This is a genomic window from Streptomyces sp. NBC_01481 (assembly GCF_026339995.1).
Lineage (GTDB): Bacteria > Actinomycetota > Actinomycetes > Streptomycetales > Streptomycetaceae > Streptomyces.
Window position 1 is genome coordinate 756,052 of sequence record NZ_JAPEPT010000003.1, and the last position, 25,740, is coordinate 781,791.

Here is a 25,740-nt window from a genome sequence, read left to right on the forward strand (position 1 = left end):
TTACGAGACCGTAGGTTAAAGCCGCAGTAAGCCCCTGGCCAAGCCCGGATGACAGATGTCCGGTTACATTCCGTTATGCGTACAGGTCACGTACACGTACGGAGAGGCAGGTCACGCAGCCTTCGAGCTTCTCGAACTCGCTGATGTCGACCATCACGGGCTGGTAGCCGAGATCCGTGAACAGCTCGGCCGTCTTCGGCGCGCTCGCCGCCATCAGCAGCTTGCCGCCGCCCAGCAGCACCACATGCGCCCCCGACTCCTCCGGCACGGGCAGATGGCGCGGGAAGACGGTCGGGGTGTCCACCAGCGGCGGGTAGCCGATGACGGTCGAGTCCGGCAGCGCGGTCACCGCCGACTTCAGATGCAGCACCTTGGTCACCGGAACCGCCACGATCCGGGCGCCCAGCGGCTCGAAAGCGGCGCGCAGCTGCTGTACGCCCGCCGCGTTCGTACGGCCGCCGCGGCCCACGTAGATCGTGTCGCCGACCTTGAGCACATCGCCGCCGTCGAGCGTGCCGGGCTCCCACACCCAGTTGACCGAGCAGCCGAGACGGGCGACGGTCTCCTCGACGGCCGCCGTCTCCGGCCTGCGGGACTCGGCCCCCGGGCGGGCGATCAGCGCGACATTGCGGAAGATCACCACCGTGTCCTCGATGAACACACCGTCCGGGCAGTCGTCGGCCGGTTCCGTCTCGACGGTCTCCCAGCCGTGCTCGCGCAAGGTCTCGGCGTACGTCTCCCACTGCTCCAGCGCCAGCGCGGCATCGACCGGGGAGCGCTCGATATGGGTGACCAGGCCCTCGGCGAGACGCGGGCTGGGGCGGCGGATCAGTGCTTTCCTGCTGGGCACGAGGGGTTCTCCAGGGGTTACGGGTCTGGTGGCGCCCATCATGTCCCGCCATGCTCGGCCGATGGAATCCCTGACGGGCCGCGTATGGGGATGTCGCGTATGGGGACGTGCGGCACCCGTGTCGCTGGGCCTCGCGGCGGGTGCCCTGGGGCACTGTCAGCGAGCCGGCACCCCCTCCCGTACCTCGTCCGCCGTGATCTCGCGCAGTTCGCCGTCCAGCAGCAGTCGGCGCGTGATCCCGATCGACTCCAGGAACGGCACATCGTGACTCGCCACGATCAGCGAGCCCTCGTACGACTCAAGAGCCGCCGTGAGCTTCCGGACGCTCGCCATGTCCAGATTGTTCGTCGGCTCGTCGAGCATCAGCAGCTGCGGCGCCGGATCGGCGAGCAGCAGCGCGGCGAGCGCGGCGCGGAACCGCTCCCCGCCCGAGAGCGTCCCGGCCGGCTGGTCGGCCCGCGCGCCCCGGAAGAGAAAACGGGCCAGCCGCGCCCTGATCCGGTTGTTGGTGGCCTCGGGCGCGAACCGCGCCACGTTCTCCACCACGCTCAGCTCGTCGTCCAGCACATCGAGCCGCTGCGGCAGAAAACGCAGCGGGACCTCCGCCACGGCCTCACCCGCGAGCGGCTCCAGCTCGCCGGCGATCGTACGCAGCAGTGTCGTCTTGCCCGCTCCGTTGCGTCCCACCAGCGCGATCCGCTCGGGGCCGCGGATCTCGAACTCTCCCTTCACCTCGGCTCCGTAGCGCAGCCGCAGCTCGCTCAGGCGCAGAACGCCCTGGCCCGGATGGACTGTGGTGAACGGCAGCTCGATGCGGATCTCGTCGTCGTCGCGCACCGCGTCCACGGCCTCGTCGAGCCGTTCCCTGGCCTCGGCGAGCTTCTCCTCGTGCAGGATGCGGTGCTTGCCCGCCGAGACCTGGGACTCGGCCTTGCGGGCATTGGCGATGATCTTCGGCACGCGCTGGTTGTCGTAACTCTTCTGTCCGAACCGCTTGCGGCGCGCCAACTTCATGTGCGCTTCAGCCAGATCGCGCTTCTGCTTGCGCAGATCCGACTCGGCGACGCGCACCATCCGCTCCGCGGCGTCCTGTTCGACGGCGAGCGCCTCCTCGTACGCGGAGAAGTTTCCGCCGTACCACCTCACCTCCCCGTCGCGCAGATCGGCGATCTGGTCGACCAGGTCCAGCAGTTCACGGTCGTGGCTGACCACGACCATCACGCCGGACCAGGAGGCGACCGCCTCGTACAGCCGTCGGCGCGCGTACAGATCGAGGTTGTTGGTCGGCTCGTCGAGCAGCAGCACGCCGGGCCTGGCCAGCAGCAGAGCCGCCAGCCGCAGCAGGACGCCCTCGCCGCCCGACACTTCGCCGATGGTGCGCTCCAGCCCGATGTGGCCGAGCCCGAGCTGGTCGAGGGTGGCGCGTGCCCGCTCCTCCACGTCCCAGTCGTCGCCGACCGCCGTGAAGTGCTCCTCGCTCGCGTCGCCCGCTTCGATGGCGTGCAGCGCGGCGCGCGTGCGGGCGATGCCCAGCACCTCGTCCACCCGCAGCGCCGTGTCGAGTACGAGGTGCTGCGCGAGACAGCCGACTTCGCCGGTGGTGCGGACCGATCCCTCCGTCGGCGCCAGTTCGGTGGCGATCAGCTTCAACAGCGTTGACTTTCCTGACCCGTTGAGGCCGATCAGCCCGGTTCTTCCCGGGCCGACCGCCAGATGGAAGTCGTCGAAGACGCCGGTGCCGTCCGGCCAGGCGAAGGTGAGCGAGGAGCAGGTGATGTGCGTGGGGGCAGTAGACATACGGGTCTCCCGGTTGCGTGAAGAAGGGGTTGGGCAACGGGTGGAGACACCGCGGCGCGGGCGACGGCCGCCGGGGGACACAGGGATGGAAGAGGTCCCGGCCGGGGGAGGACGGCTCGAATGCCGAGGTCGCACGCGAAGCGCGCAGCTTGACCGAAGCAGCTGCGACGCACGGTGTCTCAAGACCTCAGACGAGCAACGTCCTTCTCCTATTCAACGGCAACAGAACCGCTGTACACCGTAGGAAGGTGCCCGGTGGCCGTCAACGGAATAAGAGGGAAGACGTCAGCAGGCGTCGCGCAGCAGCTCGGCCAGATTGTGGTCGAGATCGAGATAGAGGTGCTCACGGCCGGTGGGGACCAAGCCCTGGACGCGCTTGAGGAAACGGCGCACCTCGCTGGTGCGGATGTGCACCATCGCGACGCCCTCCGGGGCGTGGAACTCCAGGACCGTACGGTCGTAACCGAAGGGCCTGACGCGTACGTCGCCGACGCCGGCCGGTCCGTCGACCCCCGCCGCGAGCAGCTCGCGCGAGAACGCCCACGACACCTCGTTGCCCTCCAGCGTCGCCGGGGGCGGGAAGGCCATACGTACGGCGAAGGGATCCTCGCGGTCGTAACGCAGCGTGGCCGGAACAGACTCCATCTGGGGCGCCGAGGCGACCAGGCGGGCCTGCACGGCCTGCTCGATGACGGTGGACAAGGCCTGCTCCTTCGTGCGCGGCTCGCTGACGTCTCGCTGACACCGTCAGAGACGTCGGAACGACGGAATCCGTGCATCGGAAAGCAGAGTGACCTGTGTCACCGCCCGGCAAACGGGACTTTGACGACCTAAGAGCCGCCGGAACGCACCCTGGACGGGCTCAGGCCCGTGGGCTAGCTTCCAGCGCCATGACGTCCAAGGGGAAGACGAGACGAATGGTGTCTGTGGGGCTGTGCGCGGCGGCGGTCGCCGCCGCGCTGGCCGCACCGGCACAGGCGGCCCAGCAGACCGGCGGCGCGGCCGGGGAGAAAGCGGCGGAGAAAGGTGGTCCCGCCTGGAGCCTGAAGAACACCGGCACCGACGTACGGTTACGGGGCCTCGCGGCCGTCAGCCGCCGGACCGCCTGGGTGGCGGGCTCCAAGGGCACGGTCCTGCGCACCGCGGACGGCGGGCGGAGCTGGCTGAACGTCTCCCCGCCGGGGGCGGGCGGGCTGGAGTTCCGCGACATCGAGGCCTTCGACAGCAGGAGGGCCGTGGTGCTGGCCATCGGCGAGGGCGAGGCCTCCCGGGTCTTCCGCACCGACGACGGCGGCGCGAGCTGGACCGAGTCCTTCCGTAACACCGACCCCAAGGCCTTCTACGACTGCATCACCTTCTTCGACAGCCGCCACGGCCTCGCGATGAGCGATCCGGTGGACGGCAAGTACCGCATCCTGTCGACCGGTGACGGCGGAAAGTCGTGGAAGGTGCTGCCGAGCGCCGGGATGCCCGACGCGCTGCCGGGCGAGGCGGCCTTCGCGGCGAGCGGCCAGTGCCTGGTCAGCTCGGGACGCAAGGACGTCTGGCTGGCGACCGGCGGCGGCGCGACCGCCCGCGTGCTGCACTCCGCCGACCGCGGCCTGCACTGGACCGTCGCCGATGCGACCATCCCGGCTGGGGACCCGGCCCGCGGAGTCTTCGCGCTCGCCTTCCGCGACCGTGCCCACGGCATCGCCGTCGGCGGTGACTACCGGCCCGACCAGACATCCCCGAGCGCCGGAGCGGTCAGTGGGGACGGCGGCCACAGCTGGCAGCAGTCCAAGACACCGCCGCCCGCCTACCGCTCGGGCGTGACCTGGCTCCCGCACAGCCGCTCGGCGGCGCTCGCCGTCGGCCCGACCGGGACCGATCTGACCCTGGACGGCGGCCGCAGCTGGCGCACCGTCGACACCGGTTCGTACGACACCGTCGACTGCACTGCCGACTTCGGCTGCTGGGCCTCGGGCGAGAAGGGCCGCGTGGCACGGCTGGAGTTCTGAGCCGCGCTCGGCGATCGCGTCAGGAGGACAACTGCTGCCGGTACGGGGCGAGTTCGGGCGCGGTCTTCGTCGCGATGAACTCCGTGATCCGGTACTCGCACACGCCGCCCACCGCGAAGGGGTCGGCCGCCACGGTCTTCTCGATCGTCGCGCGGTCGTCCCCCACGGCCAGGATCACCCCGCCGTCGCGGGGATTCTTGCGTCCCGACGCGAGGAACACGCCCTCCTCGTACAGCGCGTCCAGCCAGGCCACATGCGCGTCGAGGAGCTCGTCGACGCGCTCAAGGGGTGCGGTGTAGGTCAATTCCAGTACGAACATGATCGTCAGGCTACGCGACACGGTGCAACGGCCACCGGCAGGCCGAGATCCCCTGGCGCTGAGCCGGCCGGGTCGTAGGCTGGGCGTCACCATGAAGATCATCGAGACGCCCCCGCACTGGCCCGCCGACGAGGCCGCGGCCCTGGCCGTCCAGGACGAACTGCGCACGCGCGTCGTCCCGGACGAGCCCGGGCCGCAGCCCGCCACCGGCCTGGTGACGGGCGTCGACGTCGCCTACGACGACGACCGCGACGTCGTGGCCGCGGCGGCCGTCGTCCTGGACGCGGCGACGTTCACCGTCGTCGAGGAGGCCACGGCGGTCGGGCGGGTGGCCTTCCCGTACGTTCCCGGGCTGCTGGCCTTCCGGGAGATCCCGACCGTGCTCGCCGTCCTGGAATCCCTCACGTCGGATCCCGGTCTAGTCGTCTGCGACGGCTACGGCCGGGCGCATCCCCGCCGATTCGGGCTCGCCTCGCATCTCGGAGTGCTGACCGGGCTGCCCGTGATCGGCGTCGCCAAGAACCCCTTCGTCTTCAGCTACGGCGAACTGGGCCCGCGGCGCGGCGACTTCGCCGCCCTGCGGGCCGACGACGGCGAGGAGGTCGGCCGGGCGCTGCGCACCCAGGACGACATCAAGCCGGTCTTCGTCTCCGTCGGCCACCGCACGACGCTCGACAACGCCTGCGCGCACACCATCCACCTCGCGTCCCGCTACCGGCTCCCCGAATCGACGCGGCTGGCCGACCGCCTGTGCCGGCGCGCACTTGCGGAGATCACCAGCGGATCGTGATCGGCAGGCTCCGGTCTCAGCGCGTGGCGGCCACCCGGAAGCGGATGCCCGCCGCCTGAAGCCGCTCCAGCAGCGCATCACCCATCGCCACCGCCGTGGTCACTTGCCCCGAGGTGTCGGGCAGTTGGTCGTGGGCCAGGCACAACATGGACTCGGCGAGCATCTTCGCCGTCTCGCCGTAGCCCGGATCGCCGCCCGACACCTCCGTGAACACCGTGTGGCCACCGCCCTCGCCCACGAAACGCACCGAGAACCAGCTCTTCGCCCGACGCTGCTCGTCCGGACCCTCGCCCGGCTTGATCCGCTCAGACAACCAGCGCCGGGCAGGCGGCAGTTGGGCCAGCGCGAAGAGCGCGCCGACGGCCGCCGCACCGCCCGCCGCCATCGGCAGGGTGCGGACCGCCGCATAGTGCCGGTAGCGGAAGTCCGGGCCGTACCGCTTCAGCGACCGCGCCGAGCGCGCGACGATCTGCGCGTCGACCGTCGGCAGCGGCAGCGCCCAGGCCCCCGTCTCGCGGCTGAACCGCGGCGAACCGAGCGGGGCCCGGGCCCGCCGTCCCACCAGCCGCGGCTCGTGCAGCCGCCGCTCGTGCGCGGCCCGCAGCATCTGCCGCCCGCGGCCCATGGCGTTCAGCGCGGAGGCGAGAGTCCCGCCGGAGAAGGTGGCGTTGGAGCGTACGAACCCGTCGACGCGCAGCGGAACGCCTTCAGGGAGCTGCTGGACGGTGAAGTACGCGCCGAGGTCGTGCGGGACGGAGTCGAAGCCGCAGGCGTGGATCAGCCGGGCCCCGGTCTCCCGGGCCCGCGCGTCATGGCGTACGTACATCAGGTCCACGAACTCGGGCTCGCCGGTCAGGTCGACATAGTCGGTCCCGGCCTCCGCGCACGCGGCGACCAGCGCCTCGCCGTACAGCAGGTAGGGGCCGACCGTCGTGGCCACCACACGGGCGGACTCGGCGAGTTGGCGAAGTGCTTCGGGATCATTCACGTCCGCCTCGATCAGCGGCAGCCCGGCACAGCCGGGATGCCTGGCGGCAAGACGCTCACGCAGCTGCTCCAGCTTCTGCCGGCTGCGGCCCGCGACGGCCCAGCGGCAGCCTTCGGGCGCGTGCGCCGCGAGGTACTCCGCGGTGAGCGCGCCGACGAAACCTGTCGCCCCGAAGAGCACTACGTCGTACGGGCGCTGTGCGCGATCGGTCCCGTTCTGCCTGTTCAATGGCCCCTCCGCCGTTGCCCCCGCGGTCATGTCGGTGGCTGAGGCTAGCGTGCGAACGGGCCTGGGAAGAAGATGCGTTTCCCATCGGTAACATGCCGGGCCCCGGGGCCGGATCTAGCGTGAAGACATGCGTACATGGCGTCCCCACCGCCTGGTGCGGTGGTTCCACACCGCGCTCGCGGTGTGCGGGCTCGCCGCGGGCGCCGCACTGGTGGCGCTCGCCGCGACCACCGACGAGGGGGCGGGCCAGCTGTACGGCATGGCGGGGGTGGTGATCGCCTGTTCCGCCTATCTGCTGCTGCTCGCCTTCAACCGCCGGGTGTCCCTGACCGACAGCGAGGTCGTGGTCCGCAATCTGTCCACCGACCGGCACATTCCGCTGGCGGAGGTCGCTTCCGCCGCGCCGGGGCACGGCGCGGTGGAGATCCGGCTGACGGACGGCTCACGGACCAGAGTCATAGCGGTCGGCACCTACCACTGGCTGGCCCCTGGACTCTCGCGCGCCGGCGAGGTGTCGACGGCGGTCAGCACGGCGGCGGGCCAGGTGAGGGCGAGAGGCGCCCCGGCGCGCTGAGCGACCGACCTACCCTGACGGCATCGGCCGGAAAGCCATGATTTAGGTCGGAATCCGCGTGTAGGCTGCGGCCGGTTCTAAGCGCTTGCTCGGCCCAGACCCTTGTGCCGGGTGGAACGCGTTCTTACCATCATCGGTGTTACATCAGTTGTGTCACAGGCAGGGCTGGGGGCTCGATGGCAGCGACGGGGAACGGCCCGCTCGCCGGGGTGCGTGTGGTCGAACTGGCGGGCATCGGGCCCGGTCCGTTCGCCGCCATGCTCCTGGCCGATCTGGGCGCCGATGTCGTACGGGTCGACCGGCCCGGCGGCTCGGGGCTCGCGATCGATCCGGCGTACGACCTCACCAACCGCAACAAGCGCTCCGTACTCGTCGATCTCAAGGCCGACGACGGCCCCGCGCGGGTCCTCGACCTGGTCGAGCGGGCCGACGTACTGATCGAGGGCTACCGGCCCGGCGTCGCCGAGCGGCTCGGCGTCGGACCCCAGGAGTGCCTGGAGCGCAATCCGCGGCTGGTCTACGGGCGGATGACCGGCTGGGGCCAGGAGGGACCGCTCGCCCAGCGAGCCGGGCACGACATCGCGTACATCGCCGTCACCGGCACGCTCGGCATGATCGGCAAGCCCGACGAGCCGCCGACCGTCCCGGCCAATCTCGTCGGCGACTACGCGGGCGGCTCGCTCTATCTCGTCGTCGGAGTCCTCGCGGCCCTGCACCACGCCCGGACCGAAGGCGGTTCGGGCCAGGTCGTGGACGCGGCGATCGTCGACGGGGCCGCCCATCTCGCGACGATGATCCACGGCATGATGGCGGCCGGGGGCTGGCAGGACCGGCGCGGGGCGAACCTCCTCGACGGCGGCTGCCCCTTCTACGGGAACTACGAGACCGCGGACGGCCAGTACATGGCCGTCGGGGCGCTGGAGCAGCAGTTCTACAACGAGTTCATCGAACTGCTGGGCATCAAGGACGAGGCACCGGCCCGTAAGGACTTCGCCCGCTGGGGCGAACTGCGCGCCGCCGTCGCCGCCCGCTTCAAGACCAGGACCCGCGAGGATTGGACGGCCGTCTTCGAGGGCTCGGACGCCTGCGTCGCACCGGTGCTCTCGCTGCGCGAAGCTCCCTCGCACCCCCATCTCGCGGCCCGCGGAACCTTCGTCGACCACAGCGGAATCACCCAGCCCGCGCCCGCGCCCCGCTTCTCCGCCACGCCCGGCTCCGTGTACCGGGGACCCGCCCAGCCGGGCGCCGACACCGCCGAGGTGGCCCGCGACTGGGACCTGCCCGGGCTCACCGACGAGGACCTGCCCGGGCTGACCAAGGAGGACCGTTGAAGCGCCAGATCTTCACCGCCGAGCACGACGCCTTCCGCGAGACCGTGCGCACCTTCCTCGCCAAGGAGGTCCTTCCGCACTACGAGCAGTGGGAGAAGGACGGCATCGTCAGCCGTGAGGCCTGGCTGGCGGCGGGGAGGCAGGGGCTGCTCGGTCTGGCCGTGCCCGAGGAGTACGGAGGCGGCGGGAACGAGGACTTCCGCTACAGCGCCGTCCTGGCGGAGGAGTTCACGCGCGCGGGCGCGGCCGGACTCGCGCTCGGGCTGCACAACGACGTCATCGGCCCGTACCTCACCGGGCTCGCCACCGAGGAGCAGAAGCGGCGCTGGCTGCCCGGCTTCTGCAGCGGCGAGATCATCACCGCCATCGCGATGACCGAGCCGGGCGCGGGCTCCGACCTCCAGGGCATCCGCACCAGCGCCGAGGACCGCGGAGACCACTGGGTCCTCAACGGCTCCAAGACCTTCATCTCCAACGGAATCCTCGCCGACCTGGTGGTCGTCGTCGCGAAGACCACGCCCGAGGGCGGTGCCAAGGGCCTCTCGCTGCTGGTCGTCGAGCGTGGCGCGGAAGGCTTCGAGCGCGGCCGCAATCTCGACAAGATCGGCCAGAAGTCCCAGGACACGGCAGAGCTGTTCTTCAACGACGTACGCGTCCCCAAAGAGAATCTGCTCGGGGAACTCAACGGCGCCTTCATCCATCTGATGACCAATCTCGCGCAGGAGCGGATGGGTATCGCGGTCGCCGGAATCGCCGCCGCCGAATATCTCCTGGAGATCACCACGCAGTACGTCAAGGAGCGGGAGGCCTTCGGGCGGCCGCTCTCCAAGCTTCAGCACATTCGCTTCGAGATCGCCGAAATGGCCACGGAATGCGCCGTGACGCGTGCCTTCCTCGACCGCTGCATCGTGGATCACTCGAACGGGGAACTCGACGCGGTCCATGCCTCGATGGCCAAGTGGTGGGCCACCGAACTCCAGAAGCGGGTCGCCGACCGCTGTCTCCAACTGCACGGCGGCTACGGCTATATGACCGAATACCGCGTCGCCAGGGCATTCACGGACGGCCGTATCCAGACGATCTACGGCGGCACGACCGAGATCATGAAGGAAATCATCGGCCGTTCTCTTCTCGGCTGACACTTATGGAAAGGCTGCTGTCTTGAGTACCGAAGCGTATGTGTACGACGCGATCCGCACCCCGCGCGGGCGCGGCAAGGCCAATGGCGCCCTGCACGGGACCAAGCCGATCGACCTCGTCGTCGGCCTGATCCATGAACTGCGCGGCCGCTTCCCCGGCCTCGACCCGGCGGCCGTCGACGACATCGTGCTCGGCGTCGTCGGACCGGTCGGCGACCAGGGCTCCGACATCGCCCGTATCGCGGCCATCGCGGCCGGACTGCCCGACACCGTCGCCGGCGTACAGGAGAACCGCTTCTGTGCCTCGGGTCTCGAAGCCGTCAACATGGCGGCGATGAAGGTCCGTTCGGGCTGGGAGGACCTGGTCCTCGCCGGTGGGGTCGAGTCGATGTCGCGGGTGCCGATGGCTTCCGACGGCGGCGCCTGGTTCGCCGACCCGATGACCAACTACGACACCGGGTTCGTCCCGCAGGGCATCGGCGCCGACCTCATCGCCACCATCGAGGGCTTCTCCCGGCGCGATGTCGACGAGTACGCCGCCCTCTCCCAGGAGCGTGCCGCCGCGGCCTGGAAGGACGGCCGCTTCGACCGGTCCGTCGTCCCGGTGCGCGACCGCAACGGCCTCGTCGTCCTCGACCACGACGAGCACATGCGCCCCGGCACCACCGCCGACAGCCTCGCCGCCCTCAAGCCCTCCTTCGCGGGCATCGGCGACATGGGCGGCTTCGACGCCGTGGCGCTGCAGACGTACCACTGGGTGGAGAAGATCGACCACGTCCACCACGCGGGCAACTCCTCGGGCATCGTCGACGGAGCGGCGCTCGTCGCGATCGGTACGAAGGAGGTCGGCGAGCGCTACGGCCTGACCCCGCGCGCCCGCATCGTCTCGGCCGCGGTCTCCGGCTCCGAGCCGACCATCATGCTCACCGGCCCCGCGCCCGCCACCCGCAAGGCGCTCGCCAAGGCCGGACTGACGATCGACGACATCGATCTCGTCGAGATCAACGAGGCGTTCGCCGGTGTCGTGCTGCGCTTCGCCCGCGATCTGGACCTCCCCCTGGACAAGATCAACGTGAACGGTGGCGCGATCGCTCTGGGCCACCCGCTCGGTGCGACGGGCGCGATGATCCTCGGCACCGTCATCGACGAACTGGAGCGCCAGGACAAGCGGTACGGCCTCGTCACGCTCTGCGTGGGCGGCGGAATGGGCATCGCCACGATCGTCGAGCGGGTGTAGCGCTGCGCGCACACTCCCGGGGCACGCGTACGTCCGGTGCGCGAGCCCGCCGGCCGCTGCGGCGCAGCCGCGCGGACCTGTGCGTGACCGTCGCCGCGCGACGGGTCCGCCCGCGTCCTCACCACACCCTCAGGAGACTTCGCAATGACCCAGAGCACCACCATCCGCTGGGAGCAGGACGAGACGGGGATCGTCACCCTCGTCCTCGACGACCCCAACCAGTCCGCGAACACCATGAACCAGGCCTTCAAGGACTCGCTCGCGGTCATCGCCGACCGGGCCGAGGCCGAGAAGGACTCGATCCGCGGCATCATCTACACCTCCGCCAAGAAGACCTTCTTCGCGGGCGGCGACCTCAAGGACATGATCAAGGTCGGCCCCGAGCAGGCCCAGCAGGCCTTCGACGCCGGTAGAGCCATCAAGAACGCCCTGCGCCGTATCGAGACCCTGGGCAAGCCCGTCGTCGCGGCCGTCAACGGCGCGGCGCTGGGCGGCGGTTACGAGATCGCGCTCGCCAGCCACCACCGCATCGCGCTCGACGCACCCGGCTCCAAGATCGGCCTGCCCGAGGTCACGCTCGGACTGCTCCCTGCGGCCGGCGGAGTCACCCGTACCGTACGGCTGATGGGCATCGCCGACGCGCTGCTGAAGGTGCTCCTGCAGGGCACGCAGTACTCGCCGCAGCGCGCCCTGGAGAACGGGCTCGTCCACGAAGTCGCCGCCACGCCCGAGGAGATGCTCGCCAAGGCGCGCGCGTTCATCGACGCCAACCCCGTCTCCCAGCAGCCCTGGGACGTCAAGGGCTACAAGATCCCCGGCGGCACCCCGTCCAACCCGCGCTTCGCGGCGAACCTCCCGGCCTTCCCTGCCAACCTCAAGAAGCAGACGGCGGGCGCCCCGTACCCCGCGCCGCGCAACATCCTGGCCGCGGCCGTCGAGGGCTCCCAGGTCGACTTCGAGACCGCGCTGACCATCGAGGCCCGGTACTTCACCGAGCTGGTCACCGGGCAGATCTCCAAGAACATGATCCAGGCGTTCTTCTTCGACCTCCAGGCCGTCAACTCCGGCGCCAACCGCCCCAAGGGCATCGAGCAGCGGCCGGTCCGCAAGGTCGCCGTCCTCGGCGCCGGGATGATGGGCGCGGGCATCGCGTACTCCTGCGCCCGCGCGGGCATCGACGTGGTCCTCAAGGATGTGACGGCCGAGTCGGCCCAGAAGGGCAAGGCGTACTCCGAGAAGCTGCTCGACAAGGCCCTCTCCCGGGGCCGTACCACCGAGGCCAAGCGCGACGCCCTGCTCGCCCGGATCACGCCGACCGCCGACCCCGCCGATCTCGCGGGCTGCGACGCCGTGATCGAGGCGGTCTTCGAGGACACCGCGCTCAAGCACAAGGTGTTCCAGGAGATCCAGGACGTCATCGAGCCGGATGCGCTGCTCTGCTCCAACACCTCGACCCTGCCCATCACCCAGCTCGCCGAAGGCGTCTCGCGACCCGCCGACTTCATCGGTCTGCACTTCTTCTCGCCGGTCGACAAGATGCCGCTGGTCGAGATCATCAAGGGCGGGCGCACCGGCGACGAGGCGCTTGCCCGCGCCTTCGACCTGGTCCGTCAGATCAACAAGACCCCGATCGTGGTCAACGACTCACGCGGCTTCTTCACCTCGCGTGTGATCGGGCAGTTCATCAACGAGGGCGTGGCGATGGTCGGCGAGGGCGTCAACCCCGTGTCGATCGAGCAGGCAGCGGCGCAGGCCGGATACCCGGCCAAGGTGCTCTCGCTGATGGACGAGCTGACGCTGACCCTGCCGCGCAAGATCCGCAACGAGACCAGGCGCGCGGTCGAGGAGACGGGCGGCAGCTGGGCCGGGCACCCGGCTGACGCGGTGATCGACCGGATGGTCGACGAGTTCGCGCGTACGGGCCGCAGCGGCGGGGCGGGCTTCTACGAGTACGGCGAGGACGGCAAGCGGGCCGGACTGTGGCCGGGCCTGCGCGAGCACTTCGCGAAGCCGGACGTCGATGTCCCCTTCACCGACATGAAGGAGCGGATGCTCTTCTCCGAGGCGCTGGACTCCGTCCGCTGCCTGGAGGAGAACGTGCTGACGTCGGTCGCCGACGCCAACATCGGCTCCATCATGGGCATCGGCTTCCCGGCCTGGACGGGCGGCGTGCTGCAGTACATCAATGGCTACGAGGGCGGGCTGCCCGGCTTCGTGGCACGCGCACGTGAACTCGCGGAGCGCTACGGCGAGCGCTTCGAGCCGCCGGCGCTGCTCGTCGAGAAGGCGGAGCGCGGCGAGGTCTTCACCGACGCGTGACGCGTGACGCCCGATGCCCGGGCCGCGTTCAGCCCTCCTGGCCGAACGCGGCCCGCAGCTCTTCCTTCAACGACCGCTGAAAGGCGGTGACCAGCGCCTGCACGACCATCGGCTGCATATGGGCGGACAGCGACTTCATCGCGGCCACATGCTCGGGGTCCGACTCCCGCTCCCGGTACGGGTTCCACACCTCGTCGCGGAACAGCCGGGTCAGCTCGTGCGCGGCCGAGCGGGTGTGCTCCAGCAGGACGGTACGGGCGGCGAGGATCGTCTCGTGCGCGATGGGCACGTCGAGCAGCTGCACACCGAGCCGCAGCAGCCCCGGGTCGAGCCGGTAGCCGCCCCCGGCGGCCTCGCGCTCCAGGACGCCCATCGCCGCGAGCCGGTCGATGTCCTCCTCGCCGAGCGGCCGTCCCGCGCGGCGCTCCAGCTCGGCACGGGTCGCCTCCTCGGCCGAGTCCGGGGCCCACGAGGCCACCAGCGCACGGTGGATGGCGAGATCGTGCGCGCTCAGATCCGGCGGCAGCTGCTCCACATAACGCTCGATCGCGGCGAGCGTCATGCCCTGGTGCTGAAGCTCCTCGATGAGGGCGAGCCGGGACAGATGCCCCTGCCCGTAGTGCCCGACGCGACGCGGTCCGATGACCGGGGGCGGCAGCAGCCCGCGCGTGCTGTAGAAGCGAATGGTCCGCACGGTCACCCCGGCACGCGCAGCCAGCTCGTCGACGGTGAGCGTCGGCTCCTCGGTCTCGGTCGCCATGGTCTGCCTCGCCTCTCCTGGGCATCGATCCGGTGCAACAGTATTGCTGTCTCACCATTGTTGTGAAAGGCGCTGTACAGCGAAGGCCGATTGTCAGTGACCGTCTCTATGGTGGATGAATGCTCGAGATCGAATACGTACAGGGGGACGCCACCACGCCGCGGGGCAAGGGCGTGAAGCTGATCGCGCACGTCTGCAATGACCTGGGCGGTTGGGGCAAGGGTTTCGTGCTGGCGATATCGCGTCGCTGGCCCGCGCCCGAGGCGGCGTACCGCCGCTGGCACCGCGAGCGTGCGGGCAATGACTTCGGGCTCGGCGCCGTGCAGTACGTCCAGGTGGGACCGTATCTGTGGGTGGCGAACATGGTGGGGCAGCGGGGGATGCGGACCGGCAGCAAGGGCGTCCCGGTGCGGTACGAGGCGATCGACACCGCCCTCGGCGCGCTCGCCGAGAAGGCCGCGGAGCTGGAGGCCTCGGTTCATATGCCGAGGATCGGCTGCGGGCTGGCGGGCGGAAAGTGGTCCCGCGTCGAGCCGTTGATAGCACAGCGGCTGACGGGCCGGGGAACAGCGGTCACCGTGTACGACCATCAGGGGTGACCGGACGCCGTCCCGGGCGCAGGGCTGGGTCGGCGTGGCGCGCGCCCGCGCCGGTGGCGCGACAGGCGTGCCCACCCCGGTGGGCACGCCCGTCATCGCACGTCGTGCGTCAGTACACGTTCACGCCGTACACGCTCAGCGCTTCCCGTACCGGCTGGAAGATCGCCGAGCCGTTGGTGCCGGAGCAGCCGGAGCTGCCCGAGTGGATGCCCAGTGCCACGGAACCGGCGAAGTGCGCGCCGCCACTGTCACCGGCGGCCGAACACACGGTGGTGCGGACCATTTGGTAGACGGGGCCCTCGGGATAGTTCACCGTGACGTTCACCGCGGTGACCCTCCCGCTGGTCACATGGGTGGTCGAGCCGCTCTTCCTGATGGCCTGGCCGACGATGGCATTGGCCGAGGTCACGATGTCCTGGTACGAGCCGTTGTACAGGTTGACCCTGCCGGGGGGCTGGGGGCTGGCGGACAAGTAGCGGACGATGCCGTAGTCGTTGGTCGGGAAGCTCGTGCCCGTGCGGATGCCGATGGGCATTCCACCGGACGTCGCCGACCAGCTGTAGGCCAGATTGGTGCAGTGGCCTGCCGTCAGGAAGTAGCGGGCCGTGCCCCTGGCGACGTTGAAGGCGGCCGAGCAGCGGTAGCCCCCGCCGTAGATCGCGTCGCCTCCTGACACCTCCTTCTTGAAGACGCCCGTCACGCGCTTGATCCGTACTGCCTCGCCGAGTTCTGCTGCCACGTTCCGCAGCTGGGTCATGGAGCGCACTGAGACCGACGCGTCGGCCTCGACGGCGACCTGGTTGGTGGAGGGGTCGATGCCCCATGAGGTGCCGGTGATCTTCGCCTGGGTTTCGAGGGTGTCGATGGCGGCCCGGAGTTCCGTGGTGCTGCGCTCCACGAGCTTGGGGCGCGCGCCGGCGGCTTTCACCGCTTCGGCCGCGGCCGTATCGGTGACGGCGACGACCAACTCGCCCGTCGCGGCGTCGAGATACGACCCGGCGCTGTTGTCGTCGTCGAGTGCGCGTTCGAGGCTGCTGTCGATGGCGTACTGGGTGGCGGAGGCGGTGACGCCCGGTGTGGGTTCCGGGGCGGCACCGGCGGTGCCCGAGCCCAGGCCGACGGCGGGCAGGGAGATGAGGACGGAAAGGCAGATGCGCGCGCGGAGCGTGCGTCTCATGGGGGGCTTCTCCTTCGTACGAGTGCGCTGTGGGGGAGTGCCGAGAAGTGATGCGGAATGAAGCAGTCCGGTCGGTCGATGTGGCATGGCCCTGTCATGTGTACAGGAGTGTGGGAATACCGGAGCACCCTCCCGGCAAGGGGGGGTCAGGGATGGATCTGCACGGTGGCCGTGCTCAGCCGCCGGACCCCGTGCATCAGGGCGTGCTCGGCGGCCAACGCCACTTTATGTGCCTGCATCACTGTCAGCGCGGGGTCGACCACGATCGAGGTCTCCGCCCGCAGCCCGTGCCCGAGCCAGCGCATGCGCACGTCCCCCACGGCCCGTACGCCCTCGACATGGGACAACGCGTGCTCGGCCTCGTCGATCAGCGCCGGGTCGACCGCGTCCATCAGCCGGTGCCAGACCTCACGGGCCGCACCGCGCAGTACCAGGGCGATTGCCCCGGTGATCGCGAGCCCGGTCACCGGATCGGCCCACCGCCATCCGAGTGCAGCTCCGCCCGCGCCCAGCAGTACAGCCAGAGAGGTGAACCCGTCGCTGCGGGCGTGCAGTCCGTCGGCCACGAGCGCGGCCGAACCGATCCTGCGGCCGGTCCGGATGCGGGCCCGGGCCACCCACTCGTTGCCGGCGAAGCCCACCAGCGCGCCCCCGGCCACCGCGGCCAGATGACTGACCTCCTGCGGCTCGAACAGCCGTCGCAGCGCCTCGTACCCGGCGAAGAACGCGGACGCGGCGATCACCAGCACCACGAAGACGCCCGCCAGATCCTCGGCACGTCCGAAGCCGTAGGTGTAGCGGCGGGTGGCCGCCCGGCGGCCGAGGAGAAAGGCGAGGCCCAGCGGCAGCGCGGTGAGCGCGTCGGCCGCGTTGTGGACGGTGTCGCCCAGCAGCGCCACCGAGCCCGAGGCGGCCGCGATCACCGCCTGGACGGCGGTCGTCGCGGCGAGCACACCGAAGGAGAACCACAGCGTGCGCAGCCCCTGCGCCGACCCTTCCAGGGCCGCGTCGATGCGGTCGTGCGGAGCGTGATGGTGGTGACCACGGACGTGTCCGAACCCCGTCATGGTCACCACCGTGACACATCAACTAGCTTGCAGCCACTGCCGAAAAGCGGCCTCTGACCAGCTGCGAACGGCTCGCGACTACTGCCCGGACGCGATCACGGGGTAGTGGTCGCTGAGATTGGTGTACGTGTACGTCCTGCCCCAGCTGGAGACCGACCAGGGCGCGCTCTGCTCCTTGATCACCTCATTGGTCCAGCCGGCCGGCTTCACGTGCCCGGCGCGGTGCAGGACGTAGTCGAGGTCCTCGCGCGGGTCGTCCGGGTAGCGGTAGTTCGCGATCGAGTTCTGCTCGGTGTCGAAGGAGTACGGGTGCCCGGTGCGGGTGTCCGCCCCCGTGAGCCCGGCGTCCGCGAGCATCGTGTTGTACTCCGGCGTCCGCGAGTCGACATTGAAGTCGCCCGCCACCAGGACCTGTTCGGAGGCGGGGATGTTCTTGCCGTCGAGGAAGGCGTCGATCGCCCTGAACTGAAGGCTGCGCATCTGCGCCGCCTCGCCCGCGTCGCAGCCGGGGTCGGTGGACTGCGCGTGCGTGCCCACGACATGGACCTTCGTGCCGTTCACGTTCAGCACGACGTACACGAAGCCCTTGTTGGACCACCAGTCGGCACCGCAGGCGTCCTTGTAGACGTACTGCTCCTTGCGCACGATGGGCCACTTGCTGAGGATCGTCACGCCGCCGTCCTCGGGCGTCGTGGCCGAGTACGAACCGCCCGTCGCGTCCCAGCCGTCCTTGCTGCGCCCCATCACCGGGGTCTGGTACGGGTACTGGGCGGCGGCCTTCTGCTTGAGCGCGTCCGACGAGGAGTTGTCGAAGGCCTCCTGGACCACGACGACGTCCTTGCCCTGGAAGAACGAGGTCGCGCGGTATCGCGGCGGCCCGATGGTCCTGGCCCCAGTTGGGGTACAGCGTCTTGCTGAAGAGGAAGGTGTTGTACGTCAGCACCTTCAGGGGCGGGGTCGCCGCCTCGGCGGCGGAAGCCGCCGGAGCCGTCCCGGTCAGGACGGCGGCGGCGAGCGCGGTGGACAGAGCTGCGCCAGGGATTCGGCGGAGCACGGAGTGCGGCACAGGAACTCCCAATTCAGGTGGGGGGTACGACCGGCGCGGCACATCAAATCAGCCAGAGTTACCTCCTGGTAATGACCAGGTGCCCACTTTCTTTCCACAACCGAACGATCACACCAACTCCCCGGCGCCCGGCTCGCGACACTACGATGGTGAACATGACCGGGGCCGTGTCAGATCCCGTACCGCCACCGCCCGGCGGAGTGCTGTGGTCCGTCGTCGGCGACATCCGCGAGCTGCTCATGCTGCCCGCCGCCCTCGCCCTCCAGGTCGCCCACCCGGCCGTCGCCGCGGGGGTCGACGAGTACTCCGTCTTCCGTACCGACCCCTGGGGCCGCGGCGAGCGCTCCCTGCGCTCGCTCCAGCTGTGGGTGTACGGAGGTGAGGCGGCGGCCGAAGAGGGGCGCAGGCTCCGGGAGCTCCACAAGGCGATCCGGGGCACCGACTCCCACGGCCGCCGGTACCGGGCGCTGGATCCCGAGTGCTACTCCTGGGTCCACGCCACCGGCTTCCCCGTCTTCCGGCACGCGCTGCGCTATCTGGCGCGCCCGCTCACCGATGCGCAGGAGCGACAGCTGTACGCCGAGTGGCTCCAGGTCGGCCGGATCCTCGGCATCGACGAGCGGGACATGCCGCAGACGGTCGAGGAGTTCTGGCCGTACTTCCGCAAGAGGCTCGCCGAGGAGGTGGAGGAGACGGCCGTCGTACGCGAACTGGTCGCCCTCGACGTGACCTTGCCGCCTCCCGACCGGGGGCCGCGGCCCGTCAAAGCGCTGCTCGCGATGCTGTGGCCGATGCTGCTTCCGTCGTTCGTCCGCTTCCGCCGCTTCCTCACCATCGGGCTGATGCCACCCGAGGCGCGCGACGCGATCGGTCTGCAGTGGACCGCGGAGCAGGAGCGCGCACTGCGCAGATTCGCCCGGGTCGTACGGGCCGTGGTTCCCGTACTCCCCGAGCGACTGCGCTACCTGCCGATCGCGCGCGAGGCGCGGCGTGCCGTCGGACTCAGTCGGCCAGTCCGCCGCGTGCGATGACATCCGCGTACCAGCGGGCGCTGTCCTTGAAGGTACGGCGCTAGGGCCTGTCGTTCGGATCTTGCCGGGTTCGCGTGCCCTGGCACGCACTCCCCCGTAGCCCTTCGGGCACGGGAGGTGCCCCCATGCCGCGTTGCGTCAGTCGCCGACGCTCCGCGTCGGCTCCATCCTCCGCCTTGCGATCGCACGCACCACAGTGACATCAGCCGCTCCGCGGCGGGCCGCTCACTGATCCGACCTGATCCAAACGACAGGCCCTGGGTCGCGAAGTCGAGGGCAGGACGCCGCGGCGGGCGTCAGGCCGAGGCCCGCCGCACCAGTGTCGTCGGGGTGATCACGGAGGCGGGGGCGCCGGAGCCCGGTTCGCCCTCGTTCAGCACGCGCATCAGCAGCCGGACCATCAACCGGCCCATGCCCTCGATGTCCTGACGGATCGTCGTCAACGCAGGATCGGTCGACTCGACCACCGAGGCCATGTCGTCGAAACCGACCAGCGCCACTTCCTCCGGCACCCGCCGCCCCCGCTCCCGCAGCGTCCGCAGGGCACCCGACGCCATCAGATCGTTCGCGGCGAAGACGGCGTCCAGCTCCGGGCGACGGTCGAGGAGCTCGGCCATCGCCCGGGCGCCGCTCTCGGCGGTGAAGTCGCCCTGGCAGACAAGACCGGGATCGGCGTCCAGCAGAACATCGCGGTAGCCGTCGATCCGGTCCGTCGCGGAGGTCTGGTCGCGGGGGCCCGCGATGTGTGCGATCTGCTCGCGGCCGAGAGAGACCAGATACCGCACGGCCTCGCGTGCGCCGCCCCGGTTGTCGCAGTCGACATAGGGGACGGCGGACTCGGCGGCGGCGCCGGGCCAGCCTGGGCGGCCGCCGAACACGGTCGGGACCTTCACCCGGTGGATGATGGAGGGCAGTTCGTCGTCGTTGTGCAGCGAGAAGGCCAGCGCGCCGTCGACATGGCCGCCGCCGAGATAGCGGGCGATCCGGTCGTAGTCCCCGGGACCCTCCACCCACAGCAGCACCAACTGGGAGTCGTACGCCGTCAGTTCACGGCTGATGCCCCGCACCTGCTGTTCGAAGAAGGGGTCCGAGAAGATCCGGAACTCCGGCTCGGCGATGATCACCGCGATCGCGCCGTTGCGCCGGGTGACCAGCGTGCGGGCCGCGTGATTCGGTACGTAACCGAGCTCCTCGACCGCCTGACGCACCTTGTCGACCAGCGGCGGCCTGACCCCCGCGCCGCCGTTGACGACCCGCGATGCCGTGGCCCGGGAGACACCGGCGCGGGCAGCGACGGCTTCCAGAGTGGGGCGGGAGCCAGTGGTCTGCTCGGGCAAGGCGGGTGCTCCTCGTCTGCGTCGTTCAGCCGCGTGGGACGTACAGGGTATCCGGTCCCGGCGATCTGCTGAGAGCGCTCCCACCCGCGGTGTCCCGAGGTGAACGGCGTCGCAGTCCCGGCCTGGGACGGCGACGCCGCACGCGGGCACCTCAGTTGTGGTCGTGATCGTGATCGTGGATCGAGTTCGTCGCGGCGATCTTCTTCCACGACGCGGGCCGGGCGGGCTTCACGCCCGCCCGCGCGATCCGCGCCCCGGCCGCGGCAGGAGCGCCCGGCTTCGACGGCTGATAGAGCCAGGTGTCGAAGAGCCCGGCCAGCGGCTTGCCGGAGATCCCCTCGGCGAACTTCACGAAGTCGCCGACCTCGGCGTTGCCGTAGGCGTGCTCGGCCGGCCAGCCCTTGAGGATTGCGAAGAAGTCCTTGTCGCCGACCTCGTTGCGCAGCGCCTGCAGCGCCAGCGCACCCCGGTCGTACACGGCGATGTCGAACTGCTTGTCAGCGCCCGGGTCGCCCGGCTTGACCGTCCAGAAGGCGTCGTCGGCCGGGTGCTGTGCGTAGACCCAGTCCGCGAGCTGCTGCGCGGTGCCCTCGTCCTCCTTCTCCGACCACAGCCACTGGCTGTACCGGGCGAAGCCCTCGTTGACCCAGATGTCCTTCCAGCCGTGGACGGAGACGCTGTCGCCGTACCACTGGTGGGCAAGCTCGTGGACGACCACGGAGACATTCGCGCCGTTCGCGAACTGGCGCGGGCTGTAGAACGGGCGGGTCTGCGTCTCCAGCGCGTAGCCACTCTTCACGTTGGGGACATAGCCGCCGAGCGCGTTGAAGGGGTACGGGCCGAAAACCTCGGCCAGCCACTCGGCGACCTCACCGGTCCGCTCGACGCTCGCCCGCGCCGCCCCCGCGTTGTCGCCGAGATCCTTGCTGTACGCATTGAGGATCGGCAGCCCGTCGGCCGTCTTGTCCGTCGTGATGTCGAACTTCCCGACGGCGAGCGTGGCCAGATATGACGCCTGCGGCTTGTTGGAGCGCCAGTTGTAGCGAGTCCAGCCGAGCTTCGAACTCTGCGACTGCAGTACGCCGTTGCTGATGGCCTGGGTGCCGTCCGGCACCGAGACGGAGATGTCGTACGTCGCCTTGTCCAGCGGGTGGTCATTGCTGGGGAACCACCACACGGCCGAGTCCGGTTCCTGGGCCGCGACGCCGCCGTCCGGGGTGCGGTGCCAGGCGGTGTATCCGCCGATGCTCAGCTCGGAGGGCTTGCCCGCGTAACGGACCACCACCGAGACAGATTTGCCCTTCTCCAGCGGTGCGACAGGAGTGATGACCAGCTCCTGGTCACCCTCCTTGGCGAATGTCGCCTTCTTGCCGTTGACCCGGACCTCCTTGACCTTCAGACCGAAGTCGAGGTTGAAGCGGCTCAGGTTCTGCTGGGTGGTGGCGAGAATCGTCGCCGTGCCTTCCAGCAGATCGGTCTTCGGCTGGTAGGTGAGCCTGAGGTCGTAGTGGGATACGTCGTATCCGCCGTTTCCGCTGGCCGGGTAGTAGGGGTCGCCGATGCCCGGTGCGCCCGGCGAGAAGTCCGCGGCCGATGCCGGGATCGCCAGCACGAGAGAGGCTGCGAGCGCGCTCGGGACGATGAGTCTGCGGTGCACGGATGCTCCAAGTCGTGGGGGGTGATGATCACTTGGACCCTATGCAGAGCCCGGGCCTCAGTCAGGAGCGAAGCTCGGCCTTTCACGGGATCGCCATTCGGCCGACATGAACCCGGGTGTCCCAGTCGTCACTTTGATGCGCTGATGGCCCTCTGTCGTAAGGGAGTTGGCCGGAGTACCTTCCGCCCATGCCGATACGCGCGCGGGGCACCCGCTTGACGTGCAGATCGCTGGTGGTGGCGGCTTCGGCCGCCCTGATGGCCATGACCCTGGCCCCGACGGGCGCCCAGAGCACGCCCTTGCGGGAGAGCAGGCCCGTCTACTCGTACGAGAACGCGATACGCGAGTCGGTGTGGGTGGACACGCGTTTCGACGGTGACGGAGACGGCCGGACCGACCGCGTCGCCGTGGACATCGTCCGGCCGCGGGAGCCTGCCCAGCAGGGCCGGAAGATTCCCGTGATCATGGACGCGAGTCCGTACTACTCCTGCTGCGGACGCGGCAACGAGAGCCAGAAGAAGACTTACGACGCGAACGGCAACGTCGTACAGATGCCGCTCTACTACGACAACTTCTTCGTCCCGCGCGGCTACGCCTTCGTCGGCGTCGACCTGGCCGGAACCAACCGCTCCGACGGCTGCGTCGATGTCGGCGGCCGCTCCGACGTCCAGTCTGCGAAGGCCGTCGTCGACTGGCTGAACGGCCGGGCACGCGGCTACACCACCCGCACCGGCAGTGAACCCGCCCGGGCCGGCTGGACCACCGGCGACACCGGGATGATCGGCAAGAGCTACGACGGCACCATCGCCAACGGGGTCGCGGCGACGGGGGTCGAGGGGCTGAAGACGATCGTCCCGATCGCCGCCATCTCCTCCTGGTACGACTACTACTTCGCCAAGGGCGCCCCGCTCTACGACTCCGGACCCGAATGGCTCTCCGACTATGTCGAGAGCCCCGAGGCCCGCGCCCGCTGCCAGGCAGTCCAGAAGCGGCTGGTCGACGAGGCCCCGCGCACCGGTGACCTGACCCGGCTGTGGAGCGAGCGCGACTACGTCCGCACCGCTGACAACGTCCGCGCCAGCGTCTTGGCGGTCCACGGCATGCAGGACCTCAACGTACGCAGCAAGCACTTCGGCCAGTGGTGGGACGCCCTCGCCGACCGGGGCGTGGAGCGCAAGGTCTGGCTCTCGCAGACCGGGCACGTCGACCCGTTCGACTTCCGCCGGGCCGAGTGGACCAGGACCCTGCACCGCTGGTTCGACCACTACCTCCTCGGCTACGACAACGGCATCGACCGCGAGCCGATGGCCGACATCGAGCGCGCCCCCGACCAGTGGTCCACCGACCGCGTCTGGCCGCCCCGGGCCACCGGCACCACCAGCCTCCGGCCGGGCAAGGGCACTGCGGCAGGCGTCGGCACCCTCGCGCTGACCCCCGCACGTCCGGGCGCGACCGAGACGTTCACCGACGACCGGACGCTGGACGAGACCGACTGGGCCGCGGCGATCGGCACGTCGACGCCCGCCAAGGCCGGATTCCTCACCAAGCCGCTCGGCCGCGATCTGCGGATCTCCGGCTCCTCCAAGGTGACGATCACCGCGACCCCGTCCACCACCAGTGCCCATCTCTCCGCGGTCCTCGTCGACCTGGGTCCCGACACCATCCGCGACTACGCGGCGGCGGGCGAGGGGATCACCACTCTCACCGACCGCACCTGCTGGGGAGCGAGCACGCCGGGCGACAGCCCCTGCTTCAAGGAGACCAAGGCGCGCACTGCCGCCGTCGATTACACGGTGTTCAGCCGAGGCTGGGCCGATCTGGGCAACTACGCCTCCGACGCCAAGGGCCGCCCGCTGACCCCCGGCACGGCGTACACCATCACTCTCGACCTGCATGCCAGTGACCATGTCGTCCCGGCCGGGCACCGGCTCGCGCTGATCGTCGGAGGCACGGACAGGGATCTGATCGACCCGCCCGCGAGCACTCCGACGCTCACCCTCGATCTGGCCCGCACCTCGGCGAAGCTGCCGATCGTCGGCGGGGCCCCCGCCTTCGTACGCGCCACCGCGGGCTCCACGGCGTCCGCCGCCCCGAGCGAGTCGCGCCTGAGCGGTGTGGCCGAGCCGCGCAGGATCCGTCCGATCCCGGGAGGCAGCGGCCGATGATCTCCCGTGCCCGCACCCTGGCCCTCACGGTCACGGCCGCCGCGCTCGCGCTGCCGTTCGTCTCCGCCCCGGCCGAGGCGGCGCACAGCGTGCCGCGCACCGGCTTCGAGACCAGCAAGGGCGCGCGCTGGACCGGGCAGCCCGAGGAACAGACCTTCCTCGCCGCCGTCGACCGGGGCAGCGACCGGGTCTCGGTCGGCCGGATCGGTACGACGAAACAGGGCCGACCGCTCCAGCTCGTACGGATCGGCTCCCGGCACACGCCGACCACCGTGCTGCTGATCTGCACGCAGCACGGGGACGAGCCCTCGGGCCGGGAGGCCTGTCTGACCACGATCCGCGATCTCGCGTACGCAAGGGACCGCGACACCCGCAGACTGCTGTCCCGTACGAGGATCCTCGTCGTCCCCACCGCCAACCCGGACGGACGGGCCGCCGACACCCGCGAGAACTCCGACGGCCTGGACATCAACCGCGACCACATCGCCCTGAAGTCCGTCGAGGCGCGGGCGATGGCCGCGGTGATCCGGGACCAACGCCCGGATGTGGTCTACGACTTGCACGAGTACGGCGCGACCCCTCCGTACTACGACAAGGACCTGTTCGACCTCTGGCCGCGCAATCTGAACACCGACGCCAAGGTCCACGAGGAGTCGCAGACGCTCTCGCGGGACTATGTCCGCCCGGCCGCACACGACGGCGGCTTCAGTACGGGCACCTACGGCATCTGGACCGACCCGGTCACCGGCGACCCCGTCAAACAGACCGCGGGCGACGGCCAGGAGCGCATCCTGCGCAATGCCTCGGGCGTCAAGAACGCACTGGGACTGCTCATCGAGAGCCGCGTCGATCCCATGACACCCGAGGAGAAGGCCGATCCCGCGCTGAACAACCGCCGCCGTGTCACCAGCCAACTGGACGCCCTGGGCGGACTGTTGGCCTTCGCCGACGAACGACGTGGCCGGATCGGGGCGGTGACGGCGGGGGCCAGGCTGGCCGGATTCAAGGACCGCGGGCCGGTCTATCTGGGCGGCGCCGACAACGATCCGGCGACCCCCGAGGAGACCCTCGTTGACCCGCCCTGTGGCTACCGCCTCGACGGCGCGCAGTACGCGGACGTCAAGGACGAACTGGCCCTGCACGGCGTCGCGTCGAGACCGGACGGCGACGGGGCGTTCGTACCGCTGCGGCAGGCGCAGCGCGAGCTGATCCCGCTGCTGCTCGATTCCCGTGCGACATATCACCTCACATCCGGGCTGGCGGTGGCCACGTGCTGAGGCCGGTTGATCAGCCGGGCGGCTGATGCCAA

The 25,740-nt window shown here is 70.1% G+C and carries 21 protein-coding genes and 1 pseudogene; 11 read left to right on the forward strand and 11 right to left on the reverse strand.

Going from position 1 to position 25,740, the window contains the following annotated elements; all coding sequences use genetic code 11:
• Window positions 1-73 precede the first annotated feature (73 nt).
• The 3 genes from ddaH to OOK40_RS19950 form a co-directional block, all read right to left on the reverse strand.
• Window positions 74-850: a dimethylargininase gene (gene ddaH / locus OOK40_RS19940; protein WP_266483437.1), complete on the reverse strand. Its 777-nt coding sequence runs from the start codon at window positions 848-850 to the stop codon at window positions 74-76.
• Between the two features lie 156 nt (window positions 851-1,006).
• Complete coding sequence (locus OOK40_RS19945) at window positions 1,007-2,647, reverse strand: ABC-F family ATP-binding cassette domain-containing protein (RefSeq protein WP_266483440.1); 1,641 nt, start codon at window positions 2,645-2,647, stop codon at window positions 1,007-1,009.
• Window positions 2,648-2,932: 285 nt separating this feature from the next.
• Window positions 2,933-3,349 (reverse strand): SsgA family sporulation/cell division regulator, encoded by a 417-nt coding sequence (locus OOK40_RS19950; RefSeq protein ID WP_266483443.1) that lies wholly within the window; start codon window positions 3,347-3,349, stop codon window positions 2,933-2,935.
• Between the two features lie 215 nt (window positions 3,350-3,564).
• Between OOK40_RS19950 and OOK40_RS19955 the strand changes: the two genes are divergently transcribed.
• A complete protein-coding gene (locus OOK40_RS19955) occupies window positions 3,565-4,647 on the forward strand; it encodes an oxidoreductase (RefSeq protein WP_266483445.1) in 1,083 nt (360 codons plus the stop codon).
• Between the two features lie 19 nt (window positions 4,648-4,666).
• Here OOK40_RS19955 and OOK40_RS19960 read toward each other — a convergent pair whose 3' ends face one another.
• Window positions 4,667-4,966: a YciI family protein gene (locus OOK40_RS19960; protein WP_266483447.1), complete on the reverse strand. Its 300-nt coding sequence runs from the start codon at window positions 4,964-4,966 to the stop codon at window positions 4,667-4,669.
• A 91-nt stretch (window positions 4,967-5,057) separates the two neighbouring features.
• On the opposite strand from OOK40_RS19960, the gene OOK40_RS19965 reads away from it, so the two are divergent.
• Complete coding sequence (locus OOK40_RS19965) at window positions 5,058-5,756, forward strand: endonuclease V (RefSeq protein WP_266483450.1); 699 nt, start codon at window positions 5,058-5,060, stop codon at window positions 5,754-5,756.
• Between the two features lie 16 nt (window positions 5,757-5,772).
• Here the strand turns inward: OOK40_RS19965 and OOK40_RS19970 are convergent, their stop codons facing one another.
• A complete protein-coding gene (locus tag OOK40_RS19970; RefSeq protein WP_266483452.1) occupies window positions 5,773-6,972 on the reverse strand; it encodes a trans-acting enoyl reductase family protein in 1,200 nt (399 codons plus the stop codon).
• Between the two features lie 127 nt (window positions 6,973-7,099).
• Between OOK40_RS19970 and OOK40_RS19975 the strand changes: the two genes are divergently transcribed.
• From OOK40_RS19975 to OOK40_RS19995, 5 genes are all read left to right on the forward strand, one after another.
• Window positions 7,100-7,546 (forward strand): hypothetical protein, encoded by a 447-nt coding sequence (locus tag OOK40_RS19975; RefSeq protein ID WP_266483454.1) that lies wholly within the window; start codon window positions 7,100-7,102, stop codon window positions 7,544-7,546.
• Window positions 7,547-7,722: 176 nt separating this feature from the next.
• A complete protein-coding gene (locus OOK40_RS19980; protein ID WP_266483457.1) occupies window positions 7,723-8,877 on the forward strand; it encodes a CaiB/BaiF CoA-transferase family protein in 1,155 nt (384 codons plus the stop codon).
• Entirely contained in the window at window positions 8,874-10,016 is a 1,143-nt protein-coding gene (locus tag OOK40_RS19985) for an acyl-CoA dehydrogenase family protein (RefSeq protein WP_266483459.1), read from the forward strand. The genes OOK40_RS19980 and OOK40_RS19985 overlap by 4 nt, the downstream gene beginning before the upstream one ends.
• Before the next feature lie 22 nt (window positions 10,017-10,038).
• A complete protein-coding gene (locus tag OOK40_RS19990; protein WP_266483462.1) occupies window positions 10,039-11,253 on the forward strand; it encodes an acetyl-CoA C-acetyltransferase in 1,215 nt (404 codons plus the stop codon).
• 144 nt (window positions 11,254-11,397) lie between these two features.
• Complete coding sequence (locus tag OOK40_RS19995; protein ID WP_266483464.1) at window positions 11,398-13,572, forward strand: 3-hydroxyacyl-CoA dehydrogenase NAD-binding domain-containing protein; 2,175 nt, start codon at window positions 11,398-11,400, stop codon at window positions 13,570-13,572.
• A 28-nt stretch (window positions 13,573-13,600) separates the two neighbouring features.
• On the opposite strand, the gene OOK40_RS20000 is transcribed toward OOK40_RS19995, so the two are convergent.
• Window positions 13,601-14,332 carry a MerR family transcriptional regulator gene (locus OOK40_RS20000; RefSeq protein WP_266483466.1) on the reverse strand — a complete coding sequence of 244 codons (732 nt, stop codon included), beginning with the start codon at window positions 14,330-14,332 and terminating at the stop codon, window positions 13,601-13,603.
• Between the two features lie 119 nt (window positions 14,333-14,451).
• Between OOK40_RS20000 and OOK40_RS20005 the strand changes: the two genes are divergently transcribed.
• Entirely contained in the window at window positions 14,452-14,931 is a 480-nt protein-coding gene (locus tag OOK40_RS20005; RefSeq protein ID WP_266483468.1) for a macro domain-containing protein, read from the forward strand.
• Between the two features lie 109 nt (window positions 14,932-15,040).
• On the opposite strand, the gene OOK40_RS20010 is transcribed toward OOK40_RS20005, so the two are convergent.
• The 3 genes and pseudogenes from OOK40_RS20010 to sph form a co-directional block, all read right to left on the reverse strand.
• Entirely contained in the window at window positions 15,041-16,108 is a 1,068-nt protein-coding gene (locus OOK40_RS20010; protein WP_266483470.1) for a S1 family peptidase, read from the reverse strand.
• Between the two features lie 146 nt (window positions 16,109-16,254).
• Window positions 16,255-17,175 carry a cation diffusion facilitator family transporter gene (locus tag OOK40_RS20015; protein ID WP_266483472.1) on the reverse strand — a complete coding sequence of 307 codons (921 nt, stop codon included), beginning with the start codon at window positions 17,173-17,175 and terminating at the stop codon, window positions 16,255-16,257.
• Between the two features lie 78 nt (window positions 17,176-17,253).
• Window positions 17,254-18,241 (reverse strand): annotated as a pseudogene (sph, locus tag OOK40_RS20020) (sphingomyelin phosphodiesterase).
• Window positions 18,242-18,396: 155 nt separating this feature from the next.
• On the opposite strand from sph, the gene OOK40_RS20025 reads away from it, so the two are divergent.
• The gene (locus tag OOK40_RS20025; RefSeq protein WP_266483474.1) at window positions 18,397-19,272 is read left to right on the forward strand and encodes an oxygenase MpaB family protein; all 876 of its coding nucleotides are present in this window, start codon (window positions 18,397-18,399) and stop codon (window positions 19,270-19,272) included.
• Between the two features lie 296 nt (window positions 19,273-19,568).
• On the opposite strand, the gene OOK40_RS20030 is transcribed toward OOK40_RS20025, so the two are convergent.
• Together OOK40_RS20030 and OOK40_RS20035 are read right to left on the reverse strand one after the other, a co-directional pair.
• The gene (locus OOK40_RS20030; RefSeq protein ID WP_266483478.1) at window positions 19,569-20,609 is read right to left on the reverse strand and encodes a LacI family DNA-binding transcriptional regulator; all 1,041 of its coding nucleotides are present in this window, start codon (window positions 20,607-20,609) and stop codon (window positions 19,569-19,571) included.
• Between the two features lie 151 nt (window positions 20,610-20,760).
• Window positions 20,761-22,266 carry a M1 family metallopeptidase gene (locus tag OOK40_RS20035; RefSeq protein ID WP_266483481.1) on the reverse strand — a complete coding sequence of 502 codons (1,506 nt, stop codon included), beginning with the start codon at window positions 22,264-22,266 and terminating at the stop codon, window positions 20,761-20,763.
• Between the two features lie 188 nt (window positions 22,267-22,454).
• Here OOK40_RS20035 and OOK40_RS20040 point away from each other — a divergent pair, with 188 nt between their 5' ends.
• The gene (locus OOK40_RS20040) at window positions 22,455-24,431 is read left to right on the forward strand and encodes a Xaa-Pro dipeptidyl-peptidase (RefSeq protein WP_266483484.1); all 1,977 of its coding nucleotides are present in this window, start codon (window positions 22,455-22,457) and stop codon (window positions 24,429-24,431) included.
• Entirely contained in the window at window positions 24,428-25,708 is a 1,281-nt protein-coding gene (locus tag OOK40_RS20045) for a M14 family metallocarboxypeptidase (protein WP_266483487.1), read from the forward strand. The genes OOK40_RS20040 and OOK40_RS20045 overlap by 4 nt, the downstream gene beginning before the upstream one ends.
• Window positions 25,709-25,740: the final 32 nt, after the last annotated feature.